This window comes from Burkholderia sp. Ac-20344, assembly GCF_017104975.1.
In the GTDB taxonomy this organism is placed as follows: Bacteria; Pseudomonadota; Gammaproteobacteria; order Burkholderiales; family Burkholderiaceae; genus Burkholderia.
Genome location: NZ_JAAGPP010000160.1, coordinates 1 through 18,276, shown reverse-complemented (window position 1 = coordinate 18,276; position 18,276 = coordinate 1). Strand labels below are relative to the sequence as shown.

The 18,276-nt window shown below is 67.3% G+C and carries 16 protein-coding genes and 1 other RNA gene; 9 read left to right on the top strand and 8 right to left on the bottom strand.

The annotated features are described in order from the left end of the window. Both dnaX and ffs read right to left on the bottom strand, forming a co-directional pair. Nucleotides 1–1,490, bottom strand: a 1,490-nt coding sequence (gene dnaX / locus G3N64_RS33225; protein WP_205787942.1) for a DNA polymerase III subunit gamma/tau, incomplete at its 3' end; no start/stop codon positions are given. A 127-nt stretch (nt 1,491–1,617) separates the two neighbouring features. Beyond that, an RNA gene (gene ffs, locus G3N64_RS33220) (signal recognition particle sRNA small type) lies at nt 1,618–1,716 on the bottom strand. 405 nt (nt 1,717–2,121) lie between these two features. On the opposite strand from ffs, the gene trxA reads away from it, so the two are divergent. From trxA to G3N64_RS33180, 8 genes are all read left to right on the top strand, one after another. Then, a complete protein-coding gene (trxA, locus tag G3N64_RS33215; RefSeq protein WP_006402348.1) occupies nt 2,122–2,448 on the top strand; it encodes a thioredoxin TrxA in 327 nt (108 codons plus the stop codon). A 193-nt stretch (nt 2,449–2,641) separates the two neighbouring features. Beyond that, nucleotides 2,642–3,904 carry a transcription termination factor Rho gene (rho, locus tag G3N64_RS33210; RefSeq protein ID WP_006478662.1) on the top strand — a complete coding sequence of 421 codons (1,263 nt, stop codon included), beginning with the start codon at nt 2,642–2,644 and terminating at the stop codon, nt 3,902–3,904. Nucleotides 3,905–4,037: 133 nt separating this feature from the next. After that, entirely contained in the window at nt 4,038–4,538 is a 501-nt protein-coding gene (locus tag G3N64_RS33205) for a MerR family transcriptional regulator (RefSeq protein WP_205787941.1), read from the top strand. Next, complete coding sequence (locus G3N64_RS33200; RefSeq protein WP_205787940.1) at nt 4,535–6,091, top strand: MFS transporter; 1,557 nt, start codon at nt 4,535–4,537, stop codon at nt 6,089–6,091. Before G3N64_RS33205 ends, G3N64_RS33200 begins: the two co-directional genes overlap by 4 nt. Nucleotides 6,092–6,129: 38 nt before the next feature. Continuing rightward, on the top strand, nt 6,130–6,963 hold the full coding sequence (locus G3N64_RS33195; protein ID WP_205787939.1) for a M90 family metallopeptidase: 834 nt from the start codon (nt 6,130–6,132) through the stop codon (nt 6,961–6,963). Nucleotides 6,964–7,120: 157 nt separating this feature from the next. Next, nucleotides 7,121–7,384, top strand: coding sequence for a type B 50S ribosomal protein L31 (locus G3N64_RS33190; protein ID WP_205787938.1), 264 nt, complete (start codon nt 7,121–7,123; stop codon nt 7,382–7,384). 144 nt (nt 7,385–7,528) lie between these two features. After that, nucleotides 7,529–9,361, top strand: a complete 1,833-nt coding sequence (locus G3N64_RS33185; RefSeq protein ID WP_205787937.1) for a glycosyltransferase family 39 protein — start codon at nt 7,529–7,531, stop codon at nt 9,359–9,361. Between the two features lie 2 nt (nt 9,362–9,363). After that, nucleotides 9,364–10,719: an MATE family efflux transporter gene (locus tag G3N64_RS33180; RefSeq protein WP_205787936.1), complete on the top strand. Its 1,356-nt coding sequence runs from the start codon at nt 9,364–9,366 to the stop codon at nt 10,717–10,719. Nucleotides 10,720–10,730: 11 nt separating this feature from the next. Here the strand turns inward: G3N64_RS33180 and lipA are convergent, their stop codons facing one another. From lipA to G3N64_RS33150, 6 genes are all read right to left on the bottom strand, one after another. After that, a complete protein-coding gene (gene lipA / locus G3N64_RS33175; RefSeq protein WP_205787935.1) occupies nt 10,731–11,696 on the bottom strand; it encodes a lipoyl synthase in 966 nt (321 codons plus the stop codon). 2 nt (nt 11,697–11,698) lie between these two features. Next, complete coding sequence (locus G3N64_RS33170; protein ID WP_205787934.1) at nt 11,699–12,814, bottom strand: acetoin dehydrogenase dihydrolipoyllysine-residue acetyltransferase subunit; 1,116 nt, start codon at nt 12,812–12,814, stop codon at nt 11,699–11,701. 4 nt (nt 12,815–12,818) lie between these two features. Further along, nucleotides 12,819–13,823, bottom strand: coding sequence for an alpha-ketoacid dehydrogenase subunit beta (locus tag G3N64_RS33165; RefSeq protein ID WP_048021073.1), 1,005 nt, complete (start codon nt 13,821–13,823; stop codon nt 12,819–12,821). A 54-nt stretch (nt 13,824–13,877) separates the two neighbouring features. Next, nucleotides 13,878–14,861 carry a thiamine pyrophosphate-dependent dehydrogenase E1 component subunit alpha gene (locus G3N64_RS33160; RefSeq protein WP_205787933.1) on the bottom strand — a complete coding sequence of 328 codons (984 nt, stop codon included), beginning with the start codon at nt 14,859–14,861 and terminating at the stop codon, nt 13,878–13,880. Nucleotides 14,862–14,938: 77 nt separating this feature from the next. Continuing rightward, on the bottom strand, nt 14,939–15,715 hold the full coding sequence (locus G3N64_RS33155) for an SDR family NAD(P)-dependent oxidoreductase (RefSeq protein ID WP_205787932.1): 777 nt from the start codon (nt 15,713–15,715) through the stop codon (nt 14,939–14,941). Between the two features lie 59 nt (nt 15,716–15,774). Beyond that, entirely contained in the window at nt 15,775–16,833 is a 1,059-nt protein-coding gene (locus G3N64_RS33150) for an NAD(+)/NADH kinase (RefSeq protein WP_205787931.1), read from the bottom strand. 533 nt (nt 16,834–17,366) lie between these two features. Between G3N64_RS33150 and G3N64_RS33145 the strand changes: the two genes are divergently transcribed. After that, nucleotides 17,367–18,276, top strand: a 910-nt coding sequence (locus G3N64_RS33145) for a GAF domain-containing protein (protein WP_205787930.1), incomplete at its 3' end; no start/stop codon positions are given.

Here is an 18,276-nt window from a genome sequence, read left to right as displayed (position 1 = left end):
GGCTCGGCCGGCGCAGCCGGTTCGTCGCTTCGCTGCGCAACGGCAGCAGGCGGCTCGGGTTCCTTGCGGACGGGTGTCGGCCTGTCGTCGGCCGGCTCTGCTTGCGTTGCCGCAGCCGCGAGCGGCTGCGGCGTTTCGATGACTGGCGCGTCAACCGGGGCCGGCGCGGCTGCCCGGACGGCAGCCGGCTTCACGGCAGGCTGGCCTGTTTCGTCGCCGGACGGCACCAGCGCTGCACGCACGACCGGCGCTGCGGGCGCAGCCGGTGCGGCAACCTGCGGCCGCGCTGCTTCGGCAGGTGCAGCCGCTACCGGCTTCGCCGCAGCGGCCGACGCCGCTGCAACGCGCGGACTCGGCACCGCGCGCGGCACGGACGGCTGGCCGCCCGGCGCACTGCCGGCCGCAGCAGCCGGCTCGAACGCGAGCATCCGCAGCAGCGCCATCGTGAAACCGGCGTACTCGTCCGGCGCGAGGCCGAGCTCGGCGCGACCGACCGTCGCGATCTGATAGAACAACTGGACCTGCTCGGGGCTCAGCGTTTCGGCGAAGCGGCGCAGGTCGCCCGCTTCGGGCCATTCGTCGAGCACCGAGCCCGGCGCGAATTGCGCCCACGCGATCCGGTGCAGCAGGCTCGCGAGATCCTGAAGCGCGGTCGAGAACGACAGGCTGCGCAGCGACATCTCGTCGGCAATCGCAAGGATTTCCGGGCCGCTGCCCGAGGCAAGCGCGTCGAGCAGGCGCACCATGTAAGTCTGGTCGAGCGCGCCGAGCATGCCCGACACGGCCGACTCGGTCACCTCGTTCGCCGAATAGGCGATCGCCTGGTCGGTGAGGGACAGCGCGTCGCGCATGCTGCCCTGCGCGGCACGCGCGAGCAGGCGCAGCGCCTGCGGCTCGAACGTGATCTGCTCCTCGCCGAGAATCCGTTCGAGATGCGACACGATGTGCCCGGCCGGCATCTGCTTCAGGTTGAACTGCAGGCAGCGCGACAGCACGGTGACGGGAATTTTCTGCGGATCGGTCGTCGCGAGGATGAACTTGACGTGCGGCGGCGGCTCTTCGAGCGTCTTCAGCATCGCGTTGAACGCGTGATTCGTCAGCATGTGCACTTCGTCGATCATATAGACCTTGAAGCGCGCATCGACAGGCGCGTACACCGCGCGCTCGAGCAGCGCAGCCATTTCATCGACGCCGCGGTTGCTCGCGGCATCCATCTCGACGTAATCGACGAAACGCCCTTCGTCGATCTCGCGACAGGCGCGACACACGCCGCACGGCTGCGACGTGACGCCGGTTTCACAGTTGAGTGCCTTGGCGAAGATCCGCGACAGCGTCGTCTTGCCGACACCGCGGGTTCCGGTAAACAGATAGGCGTGATGGAGACGCCCGCCGTCGAGCGCGTGCGTGAGCGCCCTGACGACGTGCTCCTGGCCGACGAGCGAAGCGAAATCCTTCGGACGCCACTTGCGTGCGAGAACTTGATAGGTCATCGGGAAATTGTATCAGTAACGCTGCGTCGCGCCGACACGCGAAACGGTGCGGAAGACAGGCAACGCGCAGGCAAAACGAAGTGTGGTGCAGAAATAAAAAACGCCCGGCGAATGGGGCGAGAAGGAAGGTGACGAGCCCAACCCTCGGCACTGGCGGAAAACGATTGTGGCTGCTTCGTTCCCGACCTGACCAGGTTCACCGCCCCACCATGCGAGGAGGCCCGTCACGGCATATTCTATCACTGCTTCCCGATGAATGCGACCGTTTGTTCGCATCAATGCGAATATGACCCGACAAACCGGCGCGCACCGGGCCGCACGAAGATCACCCGAATTGAATTGCACGCGCACCCACCCCTTGTATTTTGCGGGCCGGCCTCCACCTGCCGGATACAACGGTCGAACGTCGCGTCGTACCCCTACTCGCGTAGCGGCTACTATCGCCGCCCGCAGCAGATAGCAATTTAGGCTAATATGACGCCCGAACGACCCGCGAGCCGCGGCATGCAGCGCTTACACCCCTCCTTTCCGGAGAGCGGAGTGACCTGCCGCAGCGGCCGGCCGCCAACGGCGGCCGGTACGCCGCAACGCGCAAGCAGGCAGTCCCCGAACCGTAAGAGGTATTGACCCAATGAGCGAACAGATCAAACACATCAGCGACGCATCGTTCGAACAGGACGTCGTCAAGTCCGACAAGCCCGTGCTCGTCGATTTCTGGGCCGAATGGTGCGGCCCGTGCAAGATGATCGCCCCGATCCTCGACGAAGTCGCGAAGGACTACGGCGACAAGCTGCAGATCGCGAAGATCAACGTCGACGACAACCAGGCCACGCCCGCGAAGTTCGGCGTGCGCGGCATCCCGACGCTGATCCTGTTCAAGAACGGCGCGGCCGCTGCGCAGAAGGTCGGCGCGCTGTCGAAGTCGCAGCTCACCGCATTCCTGGACAGCCACCTGTAATACCGGCCGTTCCGCGGACGTGTTGTCAACCGGCAACACGTCCGCCGTCAAGCCGCCGATCGCTCGCTCAAGCGCGAATCGGCCTATGCTAGAATTAAAAAACGTCTACAAGACGCATTTAAGTCTCTGAGCGCTTCCGCTCGCCCTCCTCCCTTTATTTCTTTCGTCGTCTCCTCCCTGGCGGGTTCTCCGTATGCATTTATCCGAGCTCAAGTCTCTGCACGTGTCCGAACTGATCGAAATGGCCAATGGCCTCGAGATCGAAAACGCGAACCGCCTGCGCAAGCAGGAGTTGATGTTTGCCATTCTTAAAAAGCGCGCCAAGACGGGAGAGACGATCTTCGGCGACGGTACGCTCGAAGTGCTGCCGGACGGCTTCGGCTTCCTGCGCTCGCCGGAAATGTCGTACCTCGCGAGCACCGACGACATCTACATCAGCCCGTCGCAGATCCGCCGCTTCAACCTGCACACCGGCGACACCATCGAAGGTGAAGTCCGCACGCCGAAGGACGGCGAGCGCTACTTCGCGCTGGTGAAGGTCGACAAAGTCAACGGGCAGCCGCCCGAGGCCTCGAAACACAAGATCATGTTCGAGAACCTCACGCCGCTGCACCCGAACAAGCCGCTGTCGCTCGAACGCGAAATGCGCGGCGAGGAAAACGTCACGGGCCGCATCATCGACATGATCGCGCCGATCGGCAAGGGCCAGCGCGGCCTGCTCGTCGCGTCGCCGAAGTCGGGCAAGACCGTGATGCTCCAGCACATCGCACATGCGATCAAGCAGAACCACCCGGACGTGATCCTGTTCGTGCTGCTGATCGACGAGCGCCCCGAAGAAGTGACCGAAATGCAGCGTTCGGTCGCCGGCGAAGTGATCGCATCGACGTTCGACGAACCGGCCACGCGTCACGTCCAGGTCGCCGAAATGGTGATCGAGAAGGCCAAGCGCCTCGTCGAAATGAAGCACGACGTCGTGATTCTCCTCGACTCGATCACGCGTCTCGCACGCGCATACAACACCGTGATCCCGGCATCGGGCAAGGTGCTGACGGGTGGTGTCGACGCGAACGCCCTGCAGCGTCCGAAGCGCTTCTTCGGCGCGGCGCGCAACATCGAGGAAGGCGGTTCGCTGACGATCATCGGCACCGCGCTGATCGAAACCGGCAGCCGCATGGACGACGTGATCTACGAAGAGTTCAAGGGCACCGGCAACATGGAAGTGCACCTCGAGCGCCGTCTCGCAGAAAAGCGCGTGTATCCGTCGATCAACCTGAACAAGTCGGGCACGCGTCGCGAAGAAATGCTGATCAAGCCCGAGATCCTTCAGAAGATCTGGGTGCTGCGCAAGTTCATCCACGACATGGACGAAGTCGAAGCGATGGAATTCCTGCTCGACAAGATCCGCCAGACGAAGAGCAACTCCGAGTTCTTCGACCTGATGCGCCGCGGCGGCTGATCTCCCCCGCCCCGCACCAGAAAAACGGCCGCCCGCGCATCCTGCCCGGCGGCCGTTTTTCGGTGTCAACCTGAACGTGAACGTACAGGTTGATCTATAATCGCATCATCGCCCAAACTGAATCCCCCTCCCGATGCCGAACGACGCCTCCACCCCGCTGCTGACCGTGAGCGATGCCGCATCGCGGCTCGGCGTCACGCCACGCACGCTGAAGTATTACGAAGAGCGCGGGCTCGTCACGCCGTCGCGCAGCGAAGGCCGCTACCGCCTCTACGACGAAGCCGACCTCGAGCGCTTCGCACGCATCCTGCGGCTGCGCGCGCTCGGCTTCTCGCTGCATGGCATCACCGAGATGCTGAAGCGCCCGCTGGAAGAAACGGGTGACGGCCGGCGCCGCTATTCGGACGCGTCGCTGCGCGACATCCGCACCGGCCTCGCCGAGCAGATCGACACGATCGACCGGCGGATCGCGGCCGTCCAGCGCGAACTGAAGGAAGCCGTCGCGCTGCGCAAGGAACTGCAGCACGACATCGACTACGTCGATCGGCGTCTTGCCGGCGAAAACGCCGATGCGCTGATCGCGCAGCGGCAGGCCGAAGCTGGCGCGCGGCGCGCGCGCAAGGCTCGCGAATGAACGCGATGCCCGGTCGCTCGCCGCCGTGGAGCCGCGTGAGCCTGCGCGCGGACCTGTTCCCGTGGGCGCTCGCACTCGTCACCGGCATCGACTACTTCGACAACGCGATCTTCTCGTTCTTCGCGAGCTACATCGCGGGCGGCATCAACGCATCGCCCGACGAACTCGTGTGGTCGTCGAGCGCCTACGCGGTCACGGCCGTGCTCGGCATCCTGCAGCAGCAATGGTGGGTCGACCGGCTCGGCCATCGCCGCTACGTCGCCGGCTGCATGCTGATGTTCTCGTTCGGCGCGATCGCGGCCGCGCTCGCCGACACGTCGCTCGAACTCGCGTTCGCGCGCGGCTTCCAGGGATATTTCATCGGCCCGATGATGGGCGCGTGCCGGATCCTGATCCAGATCAGCTTCAAGCCGCAGGAACGACCGCCCGCGACACGCGCGTTCCTGATCATGATCCTGCTCGGCAGCGCGCTCGCGCCGATCGCCGGCGGCCTGCTCGTCGCGCATTCGACGTGGCGTGCGCTGTTCGCGTGCACGGCGCCGGCCGGCATCGCGTTCGCGATCCTCGCGCTGCTCACGCTGCCCGATTCGGGCCGGACACCCGACGACGAACGCGGTTCCGGACACTTCTGGCCGTATGTCGTGTTCGCGCTCGCGCAAGGCGCGCTGCAGATCGTGCTGCAGCAGGTGCATTACCAGCTCTACAGCGGCTCGCCGATGCTGATCCTGCTGACGATCGCCGGGATCGGCGCGCTGGCGTGGTTCGCGTATCACCAGTGGAACCATCCGACGCCGCTCGTGCGCCTGCACGCGTTCCGCGAACGGACGTTTCAGGTCGGGCTGCTGCTCTACATGTTCTATTACTACGAGTCGACCGGTTTCAGCTACCTGACGTCGCGGTTTCTCGAAGGCGGGCTCGGCTATCCGGTCGAAAACGCCGGGCGTCTGGTGGGCACGCTGTCGCTGATTTCGGCCACCGCGCTGTTCGCGTACCTGCGGTACGCGAAATTCGTTACCCACAAGAAGTGGTTCGTCGTGCCGGGGTTCGCGATCGCCATCACGGCCGCGCTATGGATGACGCGAATGACGCCGCAGGTCGGCGAAGCCGCGCTGATCGTCCCGCTGCTGCTGCGCGGGTTGCTGCTGCTCTTCATCGTGCTGCCGGTGGCCAACCTGACGTTCCGGATCTTCGCGATCGACGAATACACGCACGGCTACCGGCTGAAGAACATCGTGCGGCAACTGACGATCTCGTTCGCGACGTCGTCGGTGATCATCGTCGAGCAGCACCGCGTGGCCGTGCACCAGACACGGCTCGTCGAGCGCACGAACGTGTTCGATCCGCTGTTCCAGCAAACCGTCGATGCGCTGACGCGCAGCTATGCAGCCGCCGGCCACGCGCTGAACGAGGCGCACGGCCTCGCGATCGCGTCGATCGCGCGCATGGTCGCGCAACAGGCGTCGTTCCTCGCATCGCTCGACGGCTTTTACTTCCTGGCGGGCGTGGCGCTCGTCGGCGGCCTCTTCGCGGCATGGCAAAAAGAGATCGATTGAGTTAAAAGACAGGCTTTGGATTTCCGCGAACCGCCTTCATGCTCTCGAAACTGACCCGCTGGTTCGACGACCGCCGGCGCAACCGCGCGCTGCGCAGCCACCCGATCCCGGACGCGCTGTGGCAGGACACCGTCGAGCGCCTGCCGTTCCTCGCGGCGCTGCCGCCCGACGCGCTCGGCCGGCTGCGTGAACTGACGAGCCTGTTCGTCGCGAAGAAATCGTTCTCGACCGCGCACGGGCTCGAGCTGACCGATGCGATGATCGTCGCGATCGCCGCGCAGGCCTGCCTGCCCGTACTGAATCTCGACCTGTCGCTGTACGACGGCTGGGTCGGCGTCGTCGTGTATCCGGGCGAATTCGTGATCCGCAAGACGGTGCAGGACGAGGACGGTGTCGTCCACGAAGTCGAGCAGGATGCGAGCGGCGAGGCCTGGGAAGGCGGCCCCGTGATCCTGTCCTGGGAAGACGCGCAGATGACCGACGGCCGCGACGCATACAACGTCGTGATCCACGAGTTCGCGCACAAGATCGACATGGTCAACGGCGCGGCCGACGGCTATCCGCCCCTTTTTCGCCGCTGGCACGCGCCGCATCTCGATGCGCAGGCCTGGGCCGACGTGTTCGAGCACGCGTACGACCAGTTCTGCGCACGCGTCGACGCGGTGCCGGACCGCGCGTGGGCGCGCTTCGAGCGGGACTCGCTGATCGACCCGTATGCGGCCGACCACCCGTCCGAATTCTTCGCGGTATGCAGCGAAGCGCTGTTCGTCCGGCCGAAAGCGTTCGAGTCCGAATTTCCGGAGCTGTACCGGTTGCTCGCACGCTACTACCGGCAGGATCCGGCCGGCACCGGCGCGCTCGACGCACCGTGAAAATTATTCGTCAACCATCTGATTTTCTGGCATAATCGCCGTTTTTCGACCTTAGGCAAGTGGCTCGCGCCGGGCTTGGCGTCGTCTGGTTTGCGCAATATGCGCGCGCCGGCACGGCAAGCGGCGGGTTGGCTACCGCTCTCACCAAGGAAAGACCATGAAAGAAGGCATCCACCCGAACTACCGCGAAGTCGTCTTCCAAGACATGTCGAACGGCTTCAAGTTCATCACGCGCTCGACGATCCAGACGCGCGAAAACATCGAACTCGACGGCAAGACCTACCCGCTCGCCAAGATCGAAGTGTCGTCGGAATCGCACTCGTTCTACACGGGTCAGCAAAAGATCATGGACACGGCAGGCCGTGTCGAGAAGTTCAAGAACAAGTTCGGCGCACGCGCCAGCGGCAAGGTCGCGAAGTAAGCTTCGCACCGTATCCGGTGGTTGCATTGCACCGGTCCCGCAAAAAAGGGCAGCCCAGGCTGCCCTTTTTTGTCTCTGCTCGCCCGGCAGGCGCCAGCCGGTGCCCGGGCATCGACCTGACGCGCAGCAGCGGGCGCGTCTACAATGCCGGATGCTCGAAACCGGCTCCACCGCGCGCAACCGCGCCGGCCACCCGCCCATAACAAATCGCTCATCTGCATGAAGCCTGTCGTCCGTCTCACCGCCTCCGCCACACGCGCGCTGCCGCGCTGGCTGCTGCTTACCCTCTGCTTCGTCTACGCCGCGTTCGGCCTGTTCGGCCGCGATCCGTGGAAGAACGAGGACGCGGCGGGCTTTGGCGTGATGTGGACGATGGCCAAAGGCGGCTGGCACGACTGGCTGCTGCCGAACCTGGTCGGCAAGTTCATCACGACCGACGGGCCGCTCGGCTACTGGCTCGGCGCACTGTCGATCCGCGGCCTCGGCCCGTGGGTCGATGCGAGCAACGCATCGCGCGTCGATACCGGCGTGCTGTTCTGCGTCGCGTGCGCATTCGTCTGGTACGCGGCCTACCTGCTCGGCCGGCGTGCCGAAGTCCAGCCGTTCAAATACGCGTTCGGCGGCGAACCCGAGCCGCGCGACTACGGCCGCACGCTCGCCGACGGCGCGCTGCTGGTTCTCGTCGCCTGCTTCGGCCTCGCGGAACGCGGGCACGAAACGACGCCGCAGCTCGCGCAGTTCGCGTGGATCGCGATGCTCGTCTACGGGATCGTGCGCGGCATCGACAAGCCGATGCAGGGCGCGCTGTGGTGGGGCCTCGCGATCGGCCTCGTCGCGCTGTCCGGCAATCCGGTACTGGTCGTCGCGCTGCTCACCGGCACGGCCGTGCTGTGGCTCGTTACGCCGGAGATGCGCAACCTGCGCCTGCCGCTCGTCGGCGTGCCGCTCGCGGCCGCGATCTTCGCGCTGTGGCCGCTGGCCGCGTTCGTCGCGGCGCCCGACGATGCCGCATGGTTCTTCAACCAGTGGATCCACGGCAGCCTGATGCGCTTTTCAGGCCCGCCGACCGCGGTGCTCGGCTATGCGGCAAAGAACCTGCCGCTGTTCACGTGGCCCGCGTGGCCGCTCGCGATCTGGGCGTGGTGGAGTTGGGCCGGCATGCGCCGCCGTGCGCACATCGCGATTCCGCTGTCGGTCGCCGTGCCGCTCGTTGCGCTCGTGATCCTGCAGAGCCAGCAGTCGAACCGCATGTACATGCTGCTGATGCCGCCGCTCGCGGTGCTCGCGACGTTCGCGCTGCCGACCCTCAAGCGCGGCGCGATCAACGCGATCGACTGGTTCGCGGTGCTGAGCTTCACGATCCTCGGTACCTTCGTGTGGCTCGTGTGGCTCGCCTCGCTCACGGGCTTCCCGCATCCGCTCGCGCGCAATCTGGCGCGTCTCGTGCCCGGTTACGAGCCGCATTTCAAGATCCTGTCGTTCATCTGCGCGGTGATCGCCACCGTGTGCTGGTGCTTCCTCGTGCGCTGGCGCGTCTCGCGGCAGCCGAAGGTGCTGTGGCGCAGCGTCGTGCTGTCGGGTGCGGGCACCACGCTGATGTGGGTGCTGCTGATGACGCTGTGGCTGCCGATCGTCAACTACGGCCGGACCTATCGCGATGTCGCCCAGCAGATCGCCGTGCACCTGCCGTCCGACTACGAGTGCATCTCGCCCGTGCGGCTCGGTGACGCGCAGATCGCGACCTTCGCGTATTTCGGCAACATGCGCTTCGATTTCTCCGGCGACTGCGACGTGATCCTGCGTCAGGACCGCTCGGACTTCGGCGAGCCGAGCTCGATGTCGCAATACGTGTGGCGTCTCGTATGGGAAGGCCGCCGTGTCGCCGACCGCGACGAGCGCTTCCGTCTGTACGAGCGCATCGAACGGCCGAAGACGCCTGTCAAGCGGCGTCCGCCGCGCCGCCAGCCGGCCGATTGACGATGTTCGGCGACATCCGCCGGATCGTCGGTCTCGCGTGGCCGGTGCTCGTCGGCCAGCTCGCGATCATCGCGTTCGGCGTGATCGACACCGCGATGGTCGGGCGCTACTCGGCCGTCGATCTGGCCGCGCTCGGGCTCGGCTCGTCGATCTACATCTCGATCTATATCGGCCTGACGGGCATCCTGTCCGCGCTGCAGCCGATCACCGGACAGTTGTACGGCGCGCGGCGCTATGCCGAGATCGGCGAGGAAGTGCGCCAGGCGCTGTGGCTCGCGCTGCTGCTCGCGGTGCCCGGCTTTCTCCTGCTGCACTTTCCCGAACCGCTGCTGCGCGTCGCGCACACGCCCGCCGCGCTGCACGACCGCACCGTCGACTACCTGCGCATCCTGTCATACGGGCTGCCCGCCAGCCTCGTCTTCCGTATCTACAACGCGCTGACCAACGCGGCCGGCAAGCCGCGCCTCGCGATGATCCTGCAGATCGGCGCACTGCTGCTCAAGTTTCCGCTCAACGTGTGGTTCATCTTCGGCGGGTTCGGCGTGCCGGCCCTCGGCGGCCCCGGCTGCGGGCTCGCGAGCACGCTGATCAACTGGGCGCTCGCGCTGATCGGCTACACGCTGCTCGCGAAGCTCGACGTGTTCGCGCCGCTCGCGATCTTCTCGCGCTTCTGCTGGCCGGTCTGGGAACGCCAGAAGGCGATCCTGAAACTCGGCGTGCCGATGGGCCTGTCGTACCTGATCGAGGTCACGTCGTACACGTGCATGGCATTGTTCATCGCGCAGTTCGGCACGACGACGCTCGCCGGCCACCAGATCGCCGGCAATATCGGCGCGGTGCTGTACATGACGCCGCTGTCGATCGGCGTGGCAGCTTCGACGCTGGTCGCGCGCGCGCTCGGCGCCGGACGGCCCGAAGAAGCCCGGCTGCTCGGCCGGCACAGCGTGATCTTCGCGTGCGGCATTGCCGCGACCTACGGCCTGCTCGTGTTCGTGCTGCGTCCGCTGATCATCGGCGGCTATACGCCGAACCCGGCCGTCGCCGCGGCTGCGATGCCGCTCGTCGCGATCGTCGCGTGCTACCACGTCTTCGATGCGCTGCAGGTCACGTCGGCGTTCGTGCTGCGCGCGTACAAGGTCGCGGTCGTGCCGACCGTGATCTATGCGGTCGCGCTGTGGGGCGTCGGGCTCAGCGGCGGCTACGCGCTCGGCTTCGACGTGGGCGGCATCGCGCCCGCATGGCTGACCGGCGCGCGCGGCTTCTGGTTCGCGAACACGATCAGCCTGATGCTTGCGGGCGCCGGGCTCGTGCTGTACCTGCGCCGCGTCAGTCGCGCGCACGCCGCCGCGTCCGTCTGACGCATCGCCCGCTACGTGTCCTCCAGCACGTCGGCCGCGTGATAGGACGACCGCACGAGCGGACCGGCAACGACTTCCCTGAAACCGAGCAATAGCGCCTCGTCGCGCCACGCGGCAAATGCGTCCGGGCTCACGTAGCGCCGCACGGGCAGATGGTGTGCGGACGGCGCGAGATACTGGCCGAGCGTCAGCACGTCGACGTCATGCGCACGCAGGTCGCGCAGCGTGTCGCGCACTTCGTCGTCGCACTCGCCGAGCCCGAGCATCAACCCCGATTTCGTCACCAGTCCCGGCCGCGCCCGCTTCGCCTGCGCAAGCAACTCGAGCGAGCCGCGATAGTCGGCGCCCGGCCGCGCCGCGCGATACAGCGACGGCACCGTCTCGATGTTGTGGTTGAACACGTCGGGCCAGGCCGTCGACAGCGCATCGAGCGCGCGAGCCACGCGGCCGCGGAAGTCCGGCGTCAGCACTTCGACGCCGATGCCCGGCACGCTCGCGCGCACCGCCGCGATGCACGCGGCGAAATGCGCGGCGCCGCCGTCGCGCAAGTCGTCCCGGTCGACCGACGTGATCACGACGTAGCGCAATCCGAGCGCCGCGGCCGCGTCGGCCAGCCGCGCCGGCTCGTCGGGATCGAGCGGCTCGGGACGGCCGTGCGCGACGTCGCAGAACGGGCAGCGTCGCGTGCACAGCCCACCCATGATCATGAAGGTCGCGGTGCGCTGCGCGAAGCATTCGCCGATGTTCGGACACATCGCCTCCTCGCAGACGGAATGCAGCCGATGGTCGCGCAGCACGGCCGCCATGTCGGCCACCGCCGCGCTCATCATCGGCCGCGCGCGCAGCCACGGCGGCTTCGGCAACGCCGCGCCAGCTGCGGGCTCGACGCGCACCGGAATGCGCGCGAGCTTGTCGCGGCTTCGCGCGCCCGGCTGGCCGAGCGCCGTGAGGCTGGGTCGTTCGAGCGCGGCGGCCATCGTCAGCCTCCGAGGAACGCGACGATCAGGCGGTTCACGTCGGCGGCCGCCTCCATCTGCACCATGTGCCCGCTGCCGGCGATCACCTCGGCACGCACGCCATCCGGCAAACCCTGCGCGTGCTGCGCCGGGATCACCTGGTCGCGCTCGCCCCAGATCACGAGCGTACGCGGCGCAAGCGACGCGAGCCGGTCGCGGAACACGCGCCGCTGCGCGGCGCCGTCGAACGCGGCATTCGCGATTTTTTCCAGCGCCGCCTGCACGCCTTCGAGCCGCTTGTACTTGACGAGATCCTCGACGAGTTGCCGCGTCACCAGCGCGTTGTCAGCGAACAGCGCGCCGAGGTGCGGCTTCAGCGTATTGCGGCTGTTGCCGGCGACGAAGCCGTCGATGTAAGCGCGGTTGATGTCGGTGCCGAGCCCCGCGCTCGCAATCAGCGTCAGCGACGCGACGCGTTGCGGTGCGCGCTCGGCCGCTGCCATCGCGACCGCGCCGCCCATCGAATGGCCGATCAGGTGGGCCTGGTCGATGCCCTTCGCATCGAGCAGCGCGAGCACCGTGTCGGCCAGTTCGTCGAGGCTGCCCGTCTCGACCGCCTTGCCCGATTCGCCGTGACCGGGCAGGTCGAGCGCCCACACCGTCCGGTGTGCGGCGAGATCCGCGTGATTGAACAGCCAGTTGTTCAGGTCGCCGCCGAAGCCGTGGATCAGCACGGCGGGCGTGCCGGTGCCTTCACCGAGCTTCAGGAAGCGCACCGTCCGGCCGCCGATCTGCGCCTTTTCGGGCTGCGGGCCCGCGGCTTCGTCGGAAGCCGCGCTCGGCACGAAATCGCGCTGGAAATCGGCGATCGCCGCGTCGATGTCGGCATCGCTCGCATCGGCGGCCGCGACGACGCCGAGCAGCGCGCCGACCGGCAGCGTCTCGCCCTCCTGCGCGACCTGCCGGCGCAGCGTGCCGTCGAACGCGCATTCGACACCCGACGAGATCTTGTCGGTCTCGACGTCGAGCACTTCGTCGCCCTTCGTCACGCGTTCGCCGAGCGCCTTCAGCCAGCCGTTGACCTGCCCCTGCTCCATCGACAGCCCCCACTTGGGCATCGTGATCATGTGAATCGACATCGTGTCAGCTCCTCGTCTTCAGGACCGCCTGTGCAATCGCATCGGCGGACGGGATATACAGGTCTTCCAGCACGCTCGCGAACGGCGCGGGCGTATGCGGCGCGGTCACGAGCTCGATCGGCGCCTTCAGCGCATGGAACGCGCGCTGCGCGACGAGCGCAGCGATGTCGGTCGCGATCGAGCAGCGCGGGTTCGCTTCGTCGACGACCACCACGCGCCCGGTGCGCTCCGCGCTTTCGAGAATCGTTTCCTCGTCGAGCGGCGACGTCGTGCGCAGGTCGATCACGTCGACCTGGATGCCGTCCTTCGCGAGCTTCGCGGCCGCGTCCATCGCGAGGTGCACCATCCGGCCGTACGTGACGATCGTCGCGTCGTCGCCGTCGCGCATCACGTTCGCTTCGCCGAACGGAATCGCATAGGACTCCTCCGGCACGTCGCCTTCGCGGGTATAGAGCAGCTTGTGCTCGAGGAAGATCACGGGATCGTTGTCGCGGATCGCCTGGATCAGCAGCCCCTTCGCGTCGTACGGCGTCGACGGGCACACGACCTTCAGCCCCGGAATGTGCGTGAACAGCGACGTGAGCATCTGCGAATGCTGTGCGGCCGCGCGCAGCCCGGCGCCGTACATCGCGCGGATCACGACCGGCGTCACGGCCTTGCCGCCGAACATGTAGCGAAACTTCGCGGCCTGGTTGAAGATCTGGTCGAAGCACACGCCCATGAAATCGATGAACATCAGCTCCGCGACGGGCCGCATCCCGCACGCGGCCGCGCCGACCGCCGCGCCGATGTAGCCGCCCTCCGACAGCGGCGTATCGAGCACGCGGCCCGGAAACTTGTGGAACAGCCCCTTCGTCACGCCGAGCACGCCGCCCCACGCGTCGTCCTCGCCCGGCGCACCCGCGCCGCCCGCATTGTCCTCGCCCATCACGATCACGCTGTCGTCGCGCGCCATTTCCTGCGCGAGCGCCTCGTTGATCGCCTGCGAATAAGTGATCTTCCTTGCCATGTCTGTCTCCTGGAATGTTCGGTTCGCCGTGCCGGCCGCGGTGTCAGGCCGCGCTCACGGGTACGACACGTAGACGTCGGTCAGCAGGTCGGCCGCATCGGGTACCGGCGCGGCCTTGGCCTGCGCGACCGCGTCATCGATCAGCGCGTTCACCTGTGCATCGACCGCGCGCAGGTCGGCGGTCGTCAGCGCTTCGGCCCGCACGACGCGCGTTTCGAAATGCTTCAGGCAGTCCTTCTCGTCGCGCAACTTCTGCACCTCGCCGGGCGCGCGATAGGTTTGCGCATCGCCTTCGAAGTGGCCGAAATAGCGCGTGAACTTCACCTCGACGAGCGTCGGGCCGCCGCCGTTGCGCGCACGCTCGACGGCCTCGCCGAGCGCTTCGTGCACCGCGAAGAAGTCGAAGCCGTCGACGATCACGCCCGGCATCCCGAACCCGTTCGCGCGATCGGCGATGTTGTCGGTCGCGACCGACCAGCTCGACGACGTCGCTTCCGCGTAGCCGTTGTTTTCGGCCACGAAGATCGCGGGCAGCCGCCACACCGACGCGAGGTTCATCGATTCGAAGATCACGCCCTGGTTCGATGCGCCATCGCCGAAGAAGCACACGCCGACGCCGCCGGTTTTCCTGTGCTTCGCCGCGAGCGCCGCACCGCAGACGAGCGGGCCGCCCGCGCCGACGATCCCGTTGGCGCCGAGCATGCCCATCGCCAGGTCGGCGATGTGCATCGAGCCGCCCTTGCCGTGGCAGACGCCCGTCTTCTTGCCGTAGATCTCGGCCATCATCCCGTGCACGTCGACGCCCTTCGCGATGCAATGGCCGTGGCCGCGGTGCGTGGTCGCGACGTAGTCGTCGAGGCCGAGGTGCAGCATTGTGCCGACCGCGGACGCCTCCTCGCCCGCGTACAGGTGAACGAAACCGGGGATCTCGCCGGTCGCGAATTCGACGTGCAGGCGCTCCTCGAATTCGCGGATCGTGCGCATCAGCCGGTAGGCGTCCAGCAGCTTGTCCCTGCTGAGCTGTGTCGAAACGGTCATGTGTGTCTCCTGGGTAGGTCTGACTGCGAATGCCGCCTCGGCCGGGCCGCGGCGACGGATTGCTCGGCCTGGGGCCGTCAATGGAACGTGAAGCCGCCGTCGACGTTCACGGCCTGGCCCGTCACGTTGTCCATCGTCGCGAAGAACAGCGCCAGCCGGCCCATGTCTTCCGGCGTCTGCGCGCGGCCCTGCGGAATCAGCGTCAACTGGTGCCGCTGCCACGACTCCTCGACCGATTCGCCCTCGGTCTTCCATTCGTCGGACAGCCGGTCCCACATGTAGGTACGCACGATGCCGGGGCAGATCGCATTGACGGTCACGCCGTCGCGCGCGACCTCCTTCGCGAGCGCATTCGTGAAACCGACGACCGCGAATTTCGAGGCGCTGTAGTGCGCGAGATTCGGAAAGCCTTCCTTGCCGGCGATCGACGCGACGTTGATGATCCGGCCACGGCCCTGCGCCTTCAGCGGCGCGAGCGCCGCGCGGCAACCGAGGAACGTGCCCTTCGCGTTCACGTCCATCACGAAATCCCAGTCGCGCTCGGTCAGTTCGCCGACCGGATGAATGCTGATCACGCCCGCGCAATTCACGAGGACGTCGAGCCGGCCGAGGTCGGCGAGCGCCTGTGCGACCATCGCGTCGACCTGCGCGGCCTGCGTGACATCGACCTTCGCGACCGCCGCCCGGCGGCCGAGCGCGCGCACCTCGCGCGCGGTGGCATCGAGTGCGTCGTCGAGCAGGTCGGCCAGCAGGATGTCGGCGCCCGCGCCGGCAAGCGTCAGCGCGATGCCGCGGCCGATACCGCGCGCGCCGCCTGTGACGATGGCGACCTGTCCTTCGAGTGAAGCAGTCATGGCGATGTCTCCTTGATGATCGTTATGGATTTCGAAATGTCGGCCGGGAAAGCCGGGACTCATTCGCGCCACGCGCCGGCATCGCGCAGCAGTTGCCGTGACGACGCGTGGCGCAGCGTGCGGCCGACGTCGACCGTCAGCGGCCCGTGCCAGTCGAGCGAGATCTCGTAGCGATCGCCGCGCGCGACCTCGATCTCGCGCTCGCCGTCGAACGCAAGCGTGCCGCGCTCGAACGGGATCGTCTGCCATGCGCCCGGCTCGAGCCGCTCGCAACTGCGCATCACGACGCGATCGACGCGGCCCGGTGCGATCGGCGCGACGAGCGGCGTGCCGGCCGTCTTGCCTCCGGCCGCGAAGCGCATCGCGAGCCCGTGCGGCGCGCTGCGTTCGAGCGGTGCCCACGCGCCGCCAAGCGCGGACAGGCCGATCCCGTCCGGTTCCGCAAACGTCAGGTAGAGCGAATCGATGTCGTCGGATCCCGAGATCGCGCGGGCGCCGATGAAACGCTGCCGCGCGGCGCACACGTCCACGAGCGCGATCTCCTCGCGCCCCGGCTGCGCGCCCGCCACGCAGCGCACGACGAGCCGCTTGTTGCGCGTGAACGCGACTTCGGCCGGCACCGCGCCGGTCGCGGCGAGTCCTGCCGCGACGCCGGCGACGGTTGCTTCGCGATGTTCGGGAAATGCGTTGTTGGTGCCGGTGGACAGCGCGACGAGCGGCGTCGCGCCGCAATGCGCGGCGACGGCGCGATGGGTGCCGTCGCCGCCGAGCACGACGATCAGCGCGACTTCCACCCGGTGCAGGTACGCGGCGCCGGCCTGCGTGTCGGCGACGGTGTCGGTGATCGGCAGGTCGACGAATTCGACCTCGGGCCAGCGCTCGTGCGGCGCGACCGCTCGATGCGTGTCGAGCGCACGCAGCAGCAGCGTCGCGATGCCGGTCCGGTCGCGCAGCGTCAGCACGCGCTCGACGCCCATCGCGCCGAGGCCGGCCAGCAGGCGCACGATCATGTTCGCCTTCTCCGCCGTCGGAAACACGGATGCATGCGTCGTGAGACGGCGGATGTCGCGCCCCGATGCGGGGTTCGCGATCACGCCGACGGTAACGGGCGTCGTCACGGGTTTGTCTCCATCCAGTTGGCCGGCCGCGACGCATTGATGTGCGTCGCGGCCCTGCCTGTCTCGTCCGCTGCCATCGCCGGGCGGCGGATCGTCGTCGACGCGACCGCGCCGACTTGCCCGTGATCTCTGCAAGCGGCGTGCCATCGTGTGTGCGATGAACGTGAAACCCTTGTGAACGCTGACGCGGCGGATATGCCGGTGCTCCGGATTCGCCGCTGGAAGGACGGAGCGCGCGGCAATCCGGCCCGCTCGTCTCACCCCGCCGATATAACGAAACGACCATCGCGACGCCGGCGCAAGCGTGCCGTTTCGCCCGCAAACCCCGCGGCATCGCGGCACCGCGCATGTCGCGTCACACCGGACGGTCTGCGCATGTCGCAGATGAACGCGTCTCAACGTCACGAGACGGCCCGCGATACCGGTGAGACGAACGTCTCATGCCCGCTGCGTGCTGCGATGCAATGTGATCCGTCGAACGGGATGTGCTACAAGAACATCGCATTCCCCGCCGTACGGAACCGGAGCCGACCATGCCCTATGCCGTCCCCCAGGCCCAGCACGCCGACCGCGTGCTCGGCGCGCTCGCCGGACGCCTGCCCGCGCCGGCCGAATCCACGCGCCTCGTGTCGTCGTGGCAACGGTCGCTGGAGCGCTACCGTCTCGACCCCGCTTCGTCGATCGGCCCGCGCGTGCTGACCGCGGCCGAGCTGCGCGAAGTGCGCGACAAGGAGGAGGCCTTCCTGCGCGCGTCGGGCCAGTGCCTGACGCGGCTGCACGACATGATCCGCGTCGCCGACTACTGCGTGATGCTGACCGACGCGCACGGCGTGACGATCGACTACCGGATCGACCGCGAGCGCCGCAACGACTTCCGCCATGCGGGGCTGCACATCGGCTCGTGCTGGTCGGAAAGCGAGGAAGGCACCTGCGGTGTCGCCAACGTGCTGACCGATCTCGCGCCGATCACCGTGCACAAGACCGATCACTTCCGCGCGGCATTCACGACGCTCACCTGTAGTGCGGCGCCGATCTTCTCGCCGGGCGGCGAGCTGATCGGCGTGCTCGACGCGTCGGCCGTCCATTCGCCCGACGGCCGCGACAGCCAGCGTCTCGTCTATCAGCTCGTGCGGCAGAGCGCGGCGCTGATCGAGGACGGCTACTTCGTGCACAGCACCGCGCAGCACTGGATCCTGTTCGGGCATCCGAATCGTCATTACGTCGAAGCGCAGCCCGAGTGGCTGATCGCGTTCGACGAATGCGGCAATATCGTCGCCGCGAACCGGCAGGCACGCGACGCGCTGCCGGCGCTGCGCGAACCGCGCCATATCGACGAGATCTTCGATGCGACCGAGATGCCGCTGCGCGATGCCGCGCGGCTCGATGCGATCGTCGCGCTGCGGCTGCGCGCGACCGGCGCGCCGCTCTATGCGCGGCTGCGGG

Bases quoted from the DNA above. Each gene is read 5' to 3' on its own strand.
- G3N64_RS33155 (WP_205787932.1), bottom strand. From the start codon at position 15,715: ATGACTGCTTCACTCGAAGGACAGGTCGCCATCGTCACAGGCGGCGCG.
- trxA (WP_006402348.1), top strand. From the start codon at position 2,122: ATGAGCGAACAGATCAAACACATCAGCGACGCATCGTTCGAACAGGAC.
- G3N64_RS33170 (WP_205787934.1), bottom strand. From the start codon at position 12,814: ATGTCGATTCACATGATCACGATGCCCAAGTGGGGGCTGTCGATGGAG.
- lipA (WP_205787935.1), bottom strand. From the start codon at position 11,696: ATGGCCGCCGCGCTCGAACGACCCAGCCTCACGGCGCTCGGCCAGCCG.
- G3N64_RS33205 (WP_205787941.1), top strand. From the start codon at position 4,038: ATGCCGAACGACGCCTCCACCCCGCTGCTGACCGTGAGCGATGCCGCA.
- G3N64_RS33200 (WP_205787940.1), top strand. From the start codon at position 4,535: ATGAACGCGATGCCCGGTCGCTCGCCGCCGTGGAGCCGCGTGAGCCTG.
- G3N64_RS33195 (WP_205787939.1), top strand. From the start codon at position 6,130: ATGCTCTCGAAACTGACCCGCTGGTTCGACGACCGCCGGCGCAACCGC.
- rho (WP_006478662.1), top strand. From the start codon at position 2,642: ATGCATTTATCCGAGCTCAAGTCTCTGCACGTGTCCGAACTGATCGAA.
- G3N64_RS33190 (WP_205787938.1), top strand. From the start codon at position 7,121: ATGAAAGAAGGCATCCACCCGAACTACCGCGAAGTCGTCTTCCAAGAC.
- G3N64_RS33160 (WP_205787933.1), bottom strand. From the start codon at position 14,861: ATGACCGTTTCGACACAGCTCAGCAGGGACAAGCTGCTGGACGCCTAC.
- G3N64_RS33185 (WP_205787937.1), top strand. From the start codon at position 7,529: ATGCCGGATGCTCGAAACCGGCTCCACCGCGCGCAACCGCGCCGGCCA.
- G3N64_RS33180 (WP_205787936.1), top strand. From the start codon at position 9,364: ATGTTCGGCGACATCCGCCGGATCGTCGGTCTCGCGTGGCCGGTGCTC.
- G3N64_RS33165 (WP_048021073.1), bottom strand. From the start codon at position 13,823: ATGGCAAGGAAGATCACTTATTCGCAGGCGATCAACGAGGCGCTCGCG.